General features: G+C 65.0%; 14 protein-coding genes and 1 pseudogene. 10 read left to right on the top strand and 5 right to left on the bottom strand.

The window, feature by feature from the left end; genetic code table 11:
• Positions 1-57 precede the first annotated feature (57 nt).
• A complete protein-coding gene (locus tag PSEMO_RS09520) occupies positions 58-804 on the bottom strand; it encodes a LytR/AlgR family response regulator transcription factor (protein ID WP_075802818.1) in 747 nt (248 codons plus the stop codon).
• Between the two features lie 304 nt (positions 805-1108).
• On the opposite strand from PSEMO_RS09520, the gene argH reads away from it, so the two are divergent.
• Positions 1109-2503, top strand: coding sequence for an argininosuccinate lyase (argH, locus tag PSEMO_RS09515; protein WP_075802817.1), 1395 nt, complete (start codon positions 1109-1111; stop codon positions 2501-2503).
• 112 nt (positions 2504-2615) lie between these two features.
• Here argH and PSEMO_RS09510 read toward each other — a convergent pair whose 3' ends face one another.
• Positions 2616-3284 carry a glutathione S-transferase family protein gene (locus PSEMO_RS09510; RefSeq protein ID WP_075802816.1) on the bottom strand — a complete coding sequence of 223 codons (669 nt, stop codon included), beginning with the start codon at positions 3282-3284 and terminating at the stop codon, positions 2616-2618.
• Between the two features lie 147 nt (positions 3285-3431).
• Between PSEMO_RS09510 and PSEMO_RS09505 the strand changes: the two genes are divergently transcribed.
• The 3 genes from PSEMO_RS09505 (at position 3432) to PSEMO_RS09495 (ending at position 7074) form a co-directional block, all read left to right on the top strand.
• Positions 3432-3716, top strand: a complete 285-nt coding sequence (locus tag PSEMO_RS09505) for a hypothetical protein (RefSeq protein WP_075802815.1) — start codon at positions 3432-3434, stop codon at positions 3714-3716.
• Between the two features lie 83 nt (positions 3717-3799).
• Complete coding sequence (locus PSEMO_RS09500; RefSeq protein ID WP_075802814.1) at positions 3800-4045, top strand: TIGR02647 family protein; 246 nt, start codon at positions 3800-3802, stop codon at positions 4043-4045.
• 176 nt (positions 4046-4221) lie between these two features.
• On the top strand, positions 4222-7074 hold the full coding sequence (locus PSEMO_RS09495; protein WP_075802813.1) for a class I adenylate cyclase: 2853 nt from the start codon (positions 4222-4224) through the stop codon (positions 7072-7074).
• Here PSEMO_RS09495 and rnk read toward each other — a convergent pair whose 3' ends face one another.
• The 3 genes from rnk to cyaY all read right to left on the bottom strand — a co-directional run bounded on the left by rnk (position 7075) and on the right by cyaY (position 8234).
• Positions 7075-7485, bottom strand: coding sequence for a nucleoside diphosphate kinase regulator (gene rnk, locus PSEMO_RS09490; RefSeq protein ID WP_075802812.1), 411 nt, complete (start codon positions 7483-7485; stop codon positions 7075-7077).
• 196 nt (positions 7486-7681) lie between these two features.
• Positions 7682-7900: a DUF1289 domain-containing protein gene (locus PSEMO_RS09485; protein WP_075802811.1), complete on the bottom strand. Its 219-nt coding sequence runs from the start codon at positions 7898-7900 to the stop codon at positions 7682-7684.
• A gap of 1 nt (position 7901) precedes the next feature.
• On the bottom strand, positions 7902-8234 hold the full coding sequence (cyaY, locus tag PSEMO_RS09480) for an iron donor protein CyaY (RefSeq protein ID WP_075802810.1): 333 nt from the start codon (positions 8232-8234) through the stop codon (positions 7902-7904).
• Positions 8235-8419: 185 nt separating this feature from the next.
• Between cyaY and lptM the strand changes: the two are divergent.
• The 6 genes and pseudogenes from lptM to PSEMO_RS09450 form a co-directional block, all read left to right on the top strand.
• Positions 8420-8554, top strand: a pseudogene (lptM, locus tag PSEMO_RS09475) (LPS translocon maturation chaperone LptM); the annotation flags it as partial.
• Positions 8555-8566: 12 nt separating this feature from the next.
• Positions 8567-9814, top strand: coding sequence for a diaminopimelate decarboxylase (gene lysA / locus PSEMO_RS09470; protein WP_075802809.1), 1248 nt, complete (start codon positions 8567-8569; stop codon positions 9812-9814).
• Between the two features lie 4 nt (positions 9815-9818).
• On the top strand, positions 9819-10649 hold the full coding sequence (gene dapF, locus PSEMO_RS09465; RefSeq protein ID WP_075802808.1) for a diaminopimelate epimerase: 831 nt from the start codon (positions 9819-9821) through the stop codon (positions 10647-10649).
• 13 nt (positions 10650-10662) lie between these two features.
• Positions 10663-11400, top strand: a complete 738-nt coding sequence (locus PSEMO_RS09460) for a DUF484 family protein (RefSeq protein WP_075802807.1) — start codon at positions 10663-10665, stop codon at positions 11398-11400.
• Positions 11401-12300 carry a tyrosine recombinase XerC gene (gene xerC / locus PSEMO_RS09455; RefSeq protein WP_075802806.1) on the top strand — a complete coding sequence of 300 codons (900 nt, stop codon included), beginning with the start codon at positions 11401-11403 and terminating at the stop codon, positions 12298-12300.
• The gene (locus tag PSEMO_RS09450; RefSeq protein ID WP_075802805.1) at positions 12297-12992 is read left to right on the top strand and encodes an HAD family hydrolase; all 696 of its coding nucleotides are present in this window, start codon (positions 12297-12299) and stop codon (positions 12990-12992) included. Before xerC ends, PSEMO_RS09450 begins: the two co-directional genes overlap by 4 nt.
• The last annotated feature ends 192 nt before the right edge of the window (positions 12993-13184 follow it).

Raw genomic sequence — 13184 nt, 5'->3', positions numbered from 1 at the left:
GATCCATGTCAGCTAAAGAAAAGACCATCCCTGGTCGCGATCCCGTCCATCCCCGCCCTAAAGCTGCTGCATCATTTTGCGCACGCCGGCCACATGCCGGCGGCTGACGATCAGTGCGTCACCATTCAACCCCTTGAGGAACAGCTGGAAGTGCCCGAGGGGCGTACGTTGCAGGCGCTCGATGCGCTCGCGGGCCACCAGGGCATTGCGGTGGATGCGCACGAAACGCTCGCCGAACTCGTCTTCCAGGGCCTTGAGCGGCTCGTCCAGGAGGACTTCGCCATGCTCGTGGCGCAGGGTCACGTACTTGTGGTCGGCGATGAAGTAGATCACCTGGTCCAGGGGGATCAGCTCGATGCCCTTTCGGGTGCGCGCACTGATATGGCTGCGCGGGGCGCTGCCGCTTTCCGCACCCGGGCGGGTCAGCGCGGCCAGTTGCGTGCGGTTGGGGCGCTCGGCTTTGCGCAGGGCGGCGTGCAGGTCTTCGCCCTGCACCGGCTTGAGTACGTAGCCCAGGGTGCTGTCCTTGAACGCATCGAGGGTGAATTCGTCTTCGCTGGTGCAGAACACCACCGCAGGCGGGGCTTCGCGCTCGCACAGGCGGGCAGCGACCTGCAGGCCGTCCATGCCGGGCATGCGGATATCGAGCAGGACAATGTCGGGTTTGTGGCTTTCGATCAGCGCCAGAGCCTCTTCGCCGTTGGTGGCGCTGGGCTCCAGCACGGTATAGCCCTCCAGATCGCCGAGCAGGCGGCTCAGGCGTTCGCGGGCTTGGGGTTCGTCATCAACGATCAGGACATTCATATTGCGCTGGATTCCTGCGTGAGTCTCGCACAAGGCAAACGTGGACAATCACGGTGACAGGCCGTCACGGCGACCCACGCTCAGACTCGCACGATGGCTAAAGATTCACTGGTCGACAGCAAACAATGCCGATCCTCTGTCCAACTGTAGACGGTTGCCGCAACACTGCCGTTCAATCGCTAAATATCCCCTGCAAGCGCGACATAAACCCGCATTTGTGCCGACCGCCGAGCCCCGTCGGGCCTGGCAACCCTGTTATCATCCGCACACTTTTTTCCCGTTCACGCCTTCAACGAGCGAATCCATGAGCACTGACAAGACCAACCAGTCCTGGGGCGGCCGCTTCAGTGAGCCCGTCGACGCCTTCGTCGCCCGCTTCACCGCCTCCGTCACCTTCGACCAGCGCCTGTACCGCCACGACATCATGGGTTCGATCGCCCACGCCACCATGCTGGCGAAGGTCGGCGTGCTCACCGACGCCGAGCGCGACAGCATCATCGACGGCCTGAAGACCATCCAGGGCGAGATCGAGGCCGGCAACTTCGACTGGCGTGTCGACCTCGAAGACGTGCACATGAACATCGAGGCACGCCTGACCGACCGCATCGGCATCACCGGCAAGAAGCTGCACACCGGGCGCAGCCGCAACGACCAGGTCGCCACCGACATCCGCCTGTGGCTGCGTGACGAGATCGACCTGATCCTCGCCGAGATCACCCGCCTGCAGCAGGGCCTGCTGGAACAGGCCGAGCGCGAGGCGGAAACCGTCATGCCCGGCTTCACCCACCTGCAGACCGCCCAGCCGGTAACCTTCGGCCACCACCTGCTGGCCTGGTTCGAAATGCTCAGCCGCGACTACGAGCGCCTGGTCGACTGCCGCAAGCGCACCAATCGCATGCCACTGGGCAGCGCGGCGCTGGCCGGCACCACCTACCCGATCGACCGCGAACTGACCTGCCAGCTGCTGGGCTTCGAAGCCGTGGCCGGCAACTCGCTGGACGGCGTTTCCGACCGTGACTTCGCCATCGAATTCTGCGCTGCCGCCAGCGTCGCGATGATGCACCTGTCGCGCTTCTCCGAAGAGCTGGTGCTGTGGACCAGCGCGCAGTTCCAGTTCATCGACCTGCCTGACCGGTTCTGCACCGGCAGCTCGATCATGCCGCAGAAGAAGAACCCGGACGTCCCGGAGCTGGTGCGTGGCAAGACCGGCCGCGTGTTCGGCGCCCTGACCGGCCTGCTGACCCTGATGAAAGGCCAGCCGCTGGCCTACAACAAGGACAACCAGGAAGACAAGGAACCGCTGTTCGACGCCGCCGACACCCTGCGCGACTCGCTGCGTGCCTTTGCCGACATGATCCCGGCGATCAAGCCACGTCATGCAATCATGCGTGAAGCGGCGCTGCGCGGTTTCTCCACCGCGACCGACCTGGCCGACTACCTGGTACGTCGTGGCCTGCCGTTCCGTGATTGCCACGAGATCGTTGGCCATGCCGTGAAATATGGCGTGGACACAGGCAAGGACCTGGCCGAGATGAGCCTGGAAGAACTGCGTCAGTTCAGCGACCAGATCGAGCAGGATGTGTTTGCCGTGCTGACCCTGGAAGGTTCGGTGAATGCGCGTAACCACATTGGTGGGACCGCGCCGGCGCAGGTGCGGGCTGCCGTAGTTCGCGGCAAGACCCTGCTGGCCAGCCGCTAAGCACACTGGCCCCTGTGGGAGCTGGCTTGCCAGCGATAGCAATGGTGAATTCACTACAGCAATCGCTGGCAAGCCAGCTCCCACAGGTTCTGTGTCAGGCCTTCGACTTTCCTTACTGCTGACTACGCGCCTTCACCACTTTCTCCAGGAAGGTCGGGAATTGCGCGGCCTTCGCCTCATTGATCGCCACCACATGCGGGTTCTGCCCGATCAGTTCCAGCAGCGCCACGGCCTGCGGGAAGTCTTCCAGCACGTCCACGCCCTGCACCTTCTTGCCCACGGCCCGGGCCAGATCGACGCTAAAGAAGAAATACAGGTCCGCCACGGTAAAGCGCTCGCCCGCCACGTAAGGGGCGAACACGCCATTGCGCTTGAGGGTCGCCAGACCCGCCAGCAACTCCGGCCAGGCCTTGGCCTTGAGCTGTTCCGGCACTTCCGCGCCAAAGAACGACTGCGGGTAGAACACCCGGGCAGTCAGCTCGATGTACAGCTCGATTTCCTTGACCAGCTCCCAGACCTTGGCCCGGGCGAACGGATCGGCCGGCAGCAGCGGCTTGCCGCCCTGGGTCTGCTCGATGTAGTCGAGGATGATGTCGGTCTCGCTGAGGTAGCCGTGCTCGGTTTCCAGCACCGGCACCTTGCCCCGCGGGCTGATCTTCAGCGAATCCGGGACCTGGCCACCGAAGAACAGCACTTCCTCGAACGGCAGGCCTTTTTCCAGCAGCGCCAGTTTGACCATGTTGTAGTAGTTGCTGACCGCGAATCCATGAAGCTTGAGCATGTGGAACAGCCTCCAGGCCGAAAGGGGTTGGCCGGGCTGTTATAGCCGCAATGCCCGGCGACTGACCAGCATCATGCAGGCGACAGATAGCCCGGCATTGCCGGCAAGGCCGTGGCACACTGGCGGCATTGTCCCAAGGAGCGCGCCATGAGCGACCACGATATCGACCACGACGACGAAGAAGCCTTCGCCGAATCGACCCTGACCCAGGCCATCGAGAACCAGATCGAAAGCGGCGAGCCGCCGGCGGCCAAGGCGGCCTTCAACAAGCTGACCCTGGTGGGCTACGAGCGCGAAGACATCCTCAACCTGATGGCCCACGTGCTGGCGGTCGAGATCGATGCCATGCTCGACGAAGACCGTGCCTTCGACACCGAATGGTACGAAACCGCGTTGCGCGCCCTGCCCGAATTGCCGCCAGAGAAGGAATAAGGCAAACCAAGGCGAGGCGACTACACTGCAAGACCAGGCATCCGCAGAGGTGCCACCCTCCTTTTCTTGAAGTCGGAGTATCTATGTCGTTCACCCCCGAGTTGGTTGCCGAACTGGAAATTCTCGCGCTGTTCAATCTGGACAGCACTCAGGAAGGACTCAAAGTCCATGCCACCGCCGCACCACAGACCATTGCCGCGGCAAAACGCCTTTATGAAAAGAAACTGATCGACCAGCCCGATGGCGGCTACCTGACCCAGCTCGGCCATGACGCCGCCGAAGCGGCCCAGCAACTGCTGACCATCCTGAACGTCGCCGAACCCGCCTGATTCCGCTGCAAACCTGCAAGTTCGCAGCCCTGCGCTGCGGACTTGCCACGACAGATTCGGCGGCGCCGACAGGCGGTGCTGTAAATTTGGCGTCAAAAATCAAATTGCGCTTATCGCTTCGCTGCGACTGCGGCTAAACTCGCCCGTGCCCTTACGACGGCTGGTTTGAGCTTGCGATGAATCTTCCTCACGAAATCCGCCCTGATCTCGACCAGGGCATCGACCGCAAGGTCCTCGGCCAGCTGCGCAAGCGCTTCCTGGATCTCAACCATGGCCGCATGGCCCGGGCCATGGAAGGGCTGTCCAGCCGCCAGCAACAGGTGCTGACCCTGTTGCCGCTGTTTTTCCACGTCAATCATCCGCTGCTGCCCGGCTATGTCTCCGGCACTACTCCGGCGGGCGTCTCCGCCTACGAGCCAAGCCCGCTGGCCCTGGCCGAAGCCCAGCGCCTGACCCGGTCGTTCTCCTACAAGGCCAAGCGCGGCGAGCAGGTGCAGCCGATCCACGGTTTGTTCCTGATGGGCAGCCTGGGCACCCTGGCCCAGGCGGAACAGAGCGACATGGATATCTGGGTCTGTCATGCCGCCGACCTGGGCGAAGCGGCGGTGGCCGAGCTGCGCCGCAAATGCCAGTTGCTGGAGGCCTGGGCCGCCAGCCAGGGCGCCGAAGCGCATTTCTTCCTGATCGAACCGGGCCAGTTCGTCCGCGGCGAGCGCGACAGCCGCCTCAGCTCCGACGACTGCGGCACCACCCAGCACTACCTGCTGCTCGACGAGTTCTACCGCACCGCGATCTGGCTGGCGGGGCGCACCCCGCTGTGGTGGCTGGTGCCGGTCTACGAGGAAGGCAACTACACGCGGTACGCCGAGACCCTGGTGTCCAAGCGCTTCGTGCGTGCCGACGAGGTGCTGGACCTGGGCAACCTGTCGCATATCCCGCCCGGGGAATTCGTCGGCGCCGGGCTCTGGCAGCTGTTCAAGGGCATCGAGTCGCCCTACAAGTCGGTGCTCAAGCTGCTGCTGACCGAGGTCTACGCCAGCGAGCACCCGGACGTGCGCTGCCTGAGCCTGCACTTCAAGCAGGCGGTGTTCGCCAACGTCCTCGATATCGACGAGCTGGACCCGTACATGATGGTCTACCGGCGGATCGAGCAGTACCTGCAACGGCGCAACGAGACCCAGCGCCTGGAGCTGGTACGACGCAGCCTGTACCTCAAGGTCAACCGCAAGATCAGCCAGCTGGCCCGGCAGAAACCCAACTGGCAAAGCGAATTGCTGGAGCGCCTGGCCCACGAATGGGGCTGGGACGAGCGCCAGTTGGCCCTGCTCGACAGCCGCAGCCAATGGAAGGTCCGCCAGGTGGCGGCCGAGCGCCGGGTGCTGGTGGCCGAGCTGAACCACAGTTATCGCTTCCTCGACCAGTTCGCGCGCAATCTCGGCGCCACCGCGCGGATCGACCAGCGCGACCTGAATATCCTTGGCCGCCGCCTCTACGCCGCCTTCGAGCGCCGCGCCGGCAAGGTCGAGTTCGTCAACCCGGGGGTGGCCCCGGACCTCGCCGAAGACACCCTGACCCTGGTCAACTCGCCGGACCGCAAGGAGCCGGGCCAGACCCACTGGGGCCTCTACAACGGCAACCTGGGCGTGCACGAGTGGGAGCACTTCACCCCGATCAAGCGCAGCCGCGACCTGCTCGACCTGCTGGCCTGGGCGCATCGCAACGGGGTGATCGACAGCGCCACGCGCCTGGCCCTGCACCCGGGCGGCAGCGACCTGAGCGAGTACGAGCTGTTCAACCTGATCGGCAGCCTGCAGCAGAGCGTGATGCTGCCGCTGAACACCGTCAGCGACGCGCGCCTGCTGCGCCCGAGCGTAGCCGACGAGGTGCTGTTGCTGGTCAACGTTGGCGTTGACCCGCTGCGCCATCACCGCGACCTGAACATCCTGATGACCACCGAGCGCACCGACTCGCTGAGTTATGCCGGGGTCCGCGAAAACCTGGTGCTGACCCTCGACCAGGTCACCCTCAACAGCTGGAACGAAGTGCAGGTGCTGCGCTACGACGGCGAACACGCCCTGCTGCGTTGCCTGCGCGACTTCCTCAACAGCCTCGACCACGCCAGCGACGCGCCGCACCGGCCGAAACTGCGCGTGCGCAGCTTCTGCCACAACCGCGCCCTGGCCATCGCGCAACGGGTCGAGGAGGTGTTCATCACCGCACAGGCCCTGTTCGACCAGGGCCTGAACCACCGCTACCTGATCCAGGTGCAGCAGCATACCCATGTGCTGGAGCTGTTCAGCGACGGGGTCAACCTGGTGTCGGTGGACAACCAGGCGGCGCTGCTGGCGTACCTGGGCCAAGAGCGCAGCAGCTACAGCCCGCTGGCGCTGGATGGCAACGTGCTGGAAGACCACGACCTGGCGCTGGTCCTGCCACAGGGGCAGCCACAGTGCGTGCAGGTGTTCTACCGGGTGCAGGACAACTGGGCGGATGTCTACGTGCTCGATGAGTACAACGCGCTCTGGCAACAGCGCCTGCCCTACCATGACGAAAGCAGCCTGCTCCTGCCGTTGCAGCGTTTCCTGCAATCGGTGGTGTTCCGCCGCAATGCGCGGCTGCCGATGGACGAGCAGCAGGCCCATCCGCTGGACACCCTGTATTACCGGATTCTCCCGTCGGGCAGCGGTCGCGCCCGCCAGGTCGAGCCCTGGCAGGCGCCGGAGCTGGCCTTCGACCTGCCTTACTACGAGGTCCAGGCGATCATCCAGGCGGCAGCGGACAGCGCCATGCATGTCACGCTGTACTGCAACCAGAAGGAGTTTTCCGAGCTGGATCACGGCGACCAGCTGTATGCCGTGGTCGCCCGCGAAATCATCGAGCAGCGCCGGGATGCCCAGCGCTATCGCTGCTACATCACCGACCTGGACCTGTCCGACCTGCTCGCCGACGGCCAGGGCTCGAGCATTCTCTACCTGCGCTACAAGCAGGAACTGGAGCGCCTGCTCAACCAGGCCCTGGCGGCGGTCTGATCAGAGGTCGAAGTCGCCTGCCGCTTCGGGCTGGTATTCGACTTCCAGCAGCTTGAGCTTCAGGGTCTTGCCGCCGGGCGCCGGCCAGTCGATCTGCTCGCCCACCGACAGGCCGAGCAGCGCGCAGCCGATCGGCGCGAGGATCGACACATTGCCTTCCTTGCCGGCGTCCTGCGGGTAGACCAGGGTCAGGTGATAGTCCTTGCCGCTGGCTTCCTCGCGGCAATGCACGCGGGAATTCATGGTCACCACCCCGGCAGGGACTTCCTCGTGCCCCACCACCTGCGCGGCACGGTCCAGCTCGCCCTGCAGGGCCAGCACGCCCGGCGTGCTCTCGTCGAGGCTGTCGAGCAGGCGTTCCAGACGCTGTACGTCCAGGCGAGTGAGGGTCAGGGAAGGTTTGGTGCTCATGATCCGTTCAGACTCCTTTTGGCAGATCGCATAAAGCAAAACCCCGCCCAAGGGCGGGGTTTTCGAATGTTCGGCAGATGGCCGTTGTGAGGCTGACACTACCACAGCCGGGTAATTTCACAAGACCTCGAAAGCACGACGCGGACCCTGTGGGAGCTGGCTTGCCAGCGATGAGGCCAGCAAAAGCCCCACAGATTCAGGAGCCAGTCGCAGCCAGCCGCCGCACACCGGCCTCGGCACAAATCTCCCGCCGCCGCTGGTCATCCGCCGAGCGCCACTCGCGAATATGCTCCACATGACGGAAACAGCCGATGCATACCCGCGCCTCATCCAGGCGACAGGTGCTGATGCACGGCGACTTCACCGCCGGGCTGACATTGCTGTACAGCGGCTTGGCCGGTCGAACCTCGCTCATCTCAGATCTCTTCGAAATCGAGCTTTTCGCCGGCCCGTTCCCAGACGATGCGCTCGAGCATCTCGCCCAGCAGCTCCTCGGTCTTCTCGCAGGTCCACTTGCCGCTTTCTTCGTCGTAGTCGAAGTGGAAACCACCGGAACGGTCGGCCAGCCACAGCTGGCGCAGCGGCTCCTGGCGGCTGAAGATCAACTGGGCGCCGTTGTCGAACTTGATGGTCAGCACACCGGCCGAGTTTTCCATGTCCAGGTCCAGGTCGCTCTCATCGAACAGGTCTTCCAGTGCCTGTTGGGTCGCGTCTACCAGATCGTGAAAACGCGCTTCGCTCAAACTCATTGCAGGAACCTCGAAAAATGTCTGCTCAACACGCAAGCCGGGCAAGATACGAGCGCCGCGCCGCGAATGCAAAGACAAACGCCGCGTCCCGCCCGTGCCGCCCGACGGCTGGCCGGCTACATAGGCAAGGCGCCGGACGCTCGGTATACTCCGGCGCAATACTGCTTAAATCAAAGGATTTCGCCATGAAGCGCCTGATTTCCTCCCTCGCGGCGCTCGTCGCGGTTGCCTGCCTTGTCTCCGCCTGCGGCCAGAAAGGCCCGTTGTACCTTCCTGATGACAGCAAGGACGGCAAGAAGTCGCAATCGCACCAGCACCAGTAAGGGATTCCGATGGACGCTTTCAACTACCGCGACGGTGAGCTGTGCGCGGAAGGTGTAGGCCTGTCGGCGCTCGCCGAACGTTTCGGCACCCCGACCTACGTGTACTCCCGCGCCCATATCGAGGCCCAGTACCGTAGCTACACCGATGCCCTGCAAGGCACCTCGCACCTGGTCTGCTTCGCGGTCAAGGCCAACTCCAACCTGGGCGTGCTCAACGTCCTGGCGCGTCTCGGCGCGGGCTTCGACATCGTTTCCGGCGGCGAGCTGGAACGCGTGCTGGCCGCCGGTGGCCGTGCCGATCGCGTGGTCTTCTCCGGCGTCGGCAAGACCCGCGCCGACATGCGCCGCGCCCTGGAAGTCGGCGTGCACTGCTTCAACATCGAGTCCAGCGAAGAGCTGGAGCGCCTGCAGCAGGTGGCTGCGGAAATGGGCGTACGTGCCCCGGTCTCGCTGCGGGTCAACCCGGACGTCGATGCCGGCACCCACCCGTACATCTCCACCGGCCTGAAAGAGAACAAGTTCGGCATCGCCATCGCCGATGCCGAAGAGGTCTACGTTCGCGCCGCACAGCTACCGAACCTGGAGATCGTCGGGGTCGACTGCCATATCGGTTCGCAACTGACCTCGCTGGAGCCCTTCCTCGACGCCCTCGACCGCATCCTGATGCTGGTCGACCGTCTCGGCGATTGCGGCATCCTGCTCAATCACCTGGACCTGGGCGGCGGCCTCGGCGTGCGCTACCGCGATGAAGTCCCGCCCCTGGCCGGCGACTACATCAAGGCCGTGCGCGAGCGCCTGGGCGACCGCGATCTGGCCCTGGTCTTCGAACCGGGCCGGCACATCGTGGCCAACGCCGGCGTGCTGCTGACCCGCGTGGAGTACCTCAAGCACACCGAGCACAAGGATTTCGCCATCGTCGACGCGGCGATGAACGACCTGATCCGCCCGGCCCTGTACCAGGCCTGGATGGACGTCAGCGCGGTACAGCCACGCGAAGGCGAGCTGCGCAACTACGACGTGGTCGGGCCGATCTGCGAGACCGGCGACTTCCTCGCCAAGGACCGCGCCCTGAACCTGGCCGAAGGCGACCTGCTGGCCGTTCGCTCCGCGGGCGCCTATGGTTTCGTCATGAGCTCCAACTACAACACCCGTGGCCGCTGCGCCGAAGTGCTGGTCGATGGCGACCAGGCCTTCGAAGTGCGCCGCCGCGAGACCGTAGCCGAGCTGTTCGCCGGCGAAAGCCTGCTGCCGGAGTGACACGATGCTTTTGCGCTTTACCAAGATGCACGGCCTGGGCAACGACTTCATGGTCCTCGACCTGGTCAGCCAGCACGCGCACATCCTGCCCAAGCACGCCAAGCAGTGGGGCGACCGCCACACCGGCGTGGGCTTCGACCAGCTGCTGATCGTCGAGGCACCGAGCAATCCGGAAGTGGACTTCCGCTACCGCATCTTCAATGCCGACGGCTCCGAAGTGGAACAGTGCGGCAACGGTGCACGCTGCTTCGCCCGCTTCGTCCTCGACAAACGCCTGACCGCGAAGAAGCGCATCCGCGTGGAAACCAAGGGCGGGATCATCGAGCTCGACGTGCGCAACGACGGGCAGATCAGCGTCGACATGGGCCCGCCACGCCTGGTCCCGGCGCAAATCCCGTTCCAGGCACCGGCCCAGGCCCTGAGCTATCCGCTGGACGTCGGCGGGCAGACCGTCGAGCTGGCTGCGGTCTCCATGGGCAACCCCCATGCCGTGCTGCGGGTGGACGACGTCAACAATGCCCCCGTGCATGACCTCGGCCCGCAGATCGAACATCACCCGCGCTTCCCGCAGCGGGTCAACGTCGGTTTCCTCCAGGTCATCGACCGTCATCGCGCCCAGTTGCGCGTCTGGGAACGCGGCGCCGGGGAAACCCAGGCCTGCGGTACCGGTGCCTGCGCCGCTGCGGTGGCCGCCATCAGCCAGGGCTGGATGGATTCGCCGCTGCTTATCGACCTGCCCGGCGGACGCCTGTCCATCGAGTGGGGCGGCCCGGGCAAGCCGGTGATGATGACCGGCCCGGCCGTCCGGGTCTACGAAGGACAGGTTCGTCTATGAGTGAGTGCCAGCCATGACCGATCAGCCCCAGGCGCCAGCCGCGGAACCCAGCGAAATCCTCGCGGAGGGCTCCACGCCCGACGTCGGGGCCGAGGCCGTGGCCGCTTACCTGCGCGCCCATCCCACCTTCTTTGCCGAGCATGACGACCTCCTGCTCGAGCAACTGATTCCCCACCAGCGTGGCGACAGCGTGTCGCTGGTGGAGCGCCAGTTGAAGCTGCTGCGCGACCGCAACATCGAAATGCGCCACCGCCTCTCGCACCTGATGGATGTCGCCCGCGACAACGACCGCCTGTTCGAGAAGACCCGCCGCCTGATCCTCGACCTGCTCGACGCCGACAACCTGGAAACCGTGGTCATGGCCGTGGAAGACCGTCTGCGCCAGGACTTCCAGGTGCCCTTCGTCAGCCTCATCCTGTTTGGCGAGAACGCCGCGCCGGTGGGCCGCTGGGTGCCCACCAGCGAAGCGCAGCAGGCCATCGGCGGCCTGCTCTGCGGCGGCAAGACCGTCAGCGGCAACCTGCGCGAGCATGAGCTGGACTTCCTGTTCGGCGAGGCACAGCGCAAGGAAGTCGGTTCCAGCGCCGTGGCGGCCCTGGAAAATCAGGGACTGCATGGCGTGCTGGCAATCGGCAGCCGCGACCCGCATCACTACAAGAGCACCGTCGGCACCCTGTTCCTCGGCTATATCGCCGAAGTACTCGGCCGCGTCGTGCCGCGCCTGACCCAGACCCTGCGCCCGGTGCGCTGAATGGAACGCCAGCTGGAGGCGTTCTGCACCCATCTGCGTAGCGAGCGGCAGATGTCGGAGCACACCCAGTTGGCCTACCGGCGTGATCTCGACAGCGTCCTGGCCTTTTGCGGGACGGTGGGGATCACCGACTGGAAAGCTCTGCAGATCCAGCATCTGCGCCAGTTCATCGCCCGCCGCCACCATCAGGGGCAATCCTCGCGCAGCCTGGCCCGCCTGCTCTCGGCGGTGCGGGGCTTCTATCGCTACCTCAACCGCGAAGGCATTTGCGATCACGATCCGGCCAACGGCCTTGCCGCGCCCAAGGGCGAGCGGCGCCTGCCGCGAACGCTGGACACCGATCGCGCCCTGCAACTGCTCGAAGGCGGCGTCGAAGACGACTTTCTCGCCCACCGCGACCAGGCGATTCTCGAACTGTTCTATTCCTCCGGCCTGCGCCTCTCCGAGCTGACCAGCCTCGACCTGGAACAGCTCGACCTGCCCGCCGGGCTGGTGCAGGTCCACGGCAAGGGCAGCAAGACCCGCGTCCTGCCCGTCGGACGCAAGGCCCGTGAGGCACTGGAACAGTGGCTGGCCCTGCGCGCGCTGAGCAACCCGCAGGACGGCGCCGTGTTCGTCAGCCAGCAGGGCCGGCGCCTGGGGCCGCGCGCCATTCAGCTGCGGGTGAAGGCCGCTGGCGAGCGCGAGCTTGGCCAGAACCTGCATCCGCACATGCTCCGGCACTCTTTCGCCAGCCATCTGCTGGAGTCGTCGCAGGACCTGCGTGCCGTGCAGGAGATGCTCGGCCATGCCGACATCAAGACCACCCAGATCTACACCCACCTCGATTTCCAGCACCTTGCCGCGGTCTACGACAGCGCGCATCCTCGGGCCAAACGCAGTAAAGGCGACGACTCATGAGTATTCAGCTGATCACCTTCGACCTCGACGACACCCTGTGGGACACCGCCCCGGTGATCGTCAGTGCCGAGGCCGTCCTGCGCGACTGGCTGGCGGCCAATGCACCCAGCCTGGGTGGCGTGCCGGTGGAGCACCTGTACGCCATTCGCGAGCGTGTGGTGCAGGCCGAGCCTGGCCTCAAGCACCGCATCAGCGCTCTGCGCCGCCGCGTGCTGTTCCATGCGCTGGAAGAGGTGGGTTACAGCGAGCAGAAGGCCCGTGAGCTGGCCAACGAAGGGTTTGAAGTGTTCCTGCATGCCCGCCACCAAATCGAGATCTTCCCCGAGGTGCAGCCAGTGCTGGAGCTGCTGCGCCGGCACTACACCCTGGGCGTGGTCACCAATGGCAATGCCGATGTGCGGCGGCTGGGGCTGGCGGATTACTTCAAATTCGCGCTCTGTGCCGAGGACCTGGGGATTGGCAAGCCGGACCCGGCGCCGTTCCTCGAGGCTCTGCGCCAGGGTGAGGTCGAAGCGGGGGCTGCGGTGCATATCGGTGATCATCCGGGCGACGATATCGCTGGCGCCCAGCGTGCGGGCCTGCGCGCGGTGTGGTTCAACCCGCAGGGCAAGGCATGGGAGGCGGCTGGCCGGCCGGATGCGGAGATCCAGCGGCTGTCGCAACTGCCAGACGTCCTCGCCCGCTGGCGCTGACCTCTTCATCAGCCTTTGCACAAACCCTGTGGGAGCTGGCTTGCCAGCGATAGCTATGGTGAATTCACTACAGCAATCGCTGCGGTTCGGCGGTCCGACAAGCCAGCTCCCACAGGGACGGTGTTGTCCGCTCCATTAGGCCAGGCACAAAAAAGCCCGCTGATTGATGGCGGGCTTTTCGTTACGACGGCC

It is taken from the genome of Pseudomonas putida (genome assembly GCF_001941965.1).
In the GTDB taxonomy this organism is placed as follows: domain Bacteria; phylum Pseudomonadota; class Gammaproteobacteria; order Pseudomonadales; family Pseudomonadaceae; genus Aquipseudomonas; species Aquipseudomonas putida_L.
This window is presented reverse-complemented; position numbering and strand designations above follow the sequence as displayed.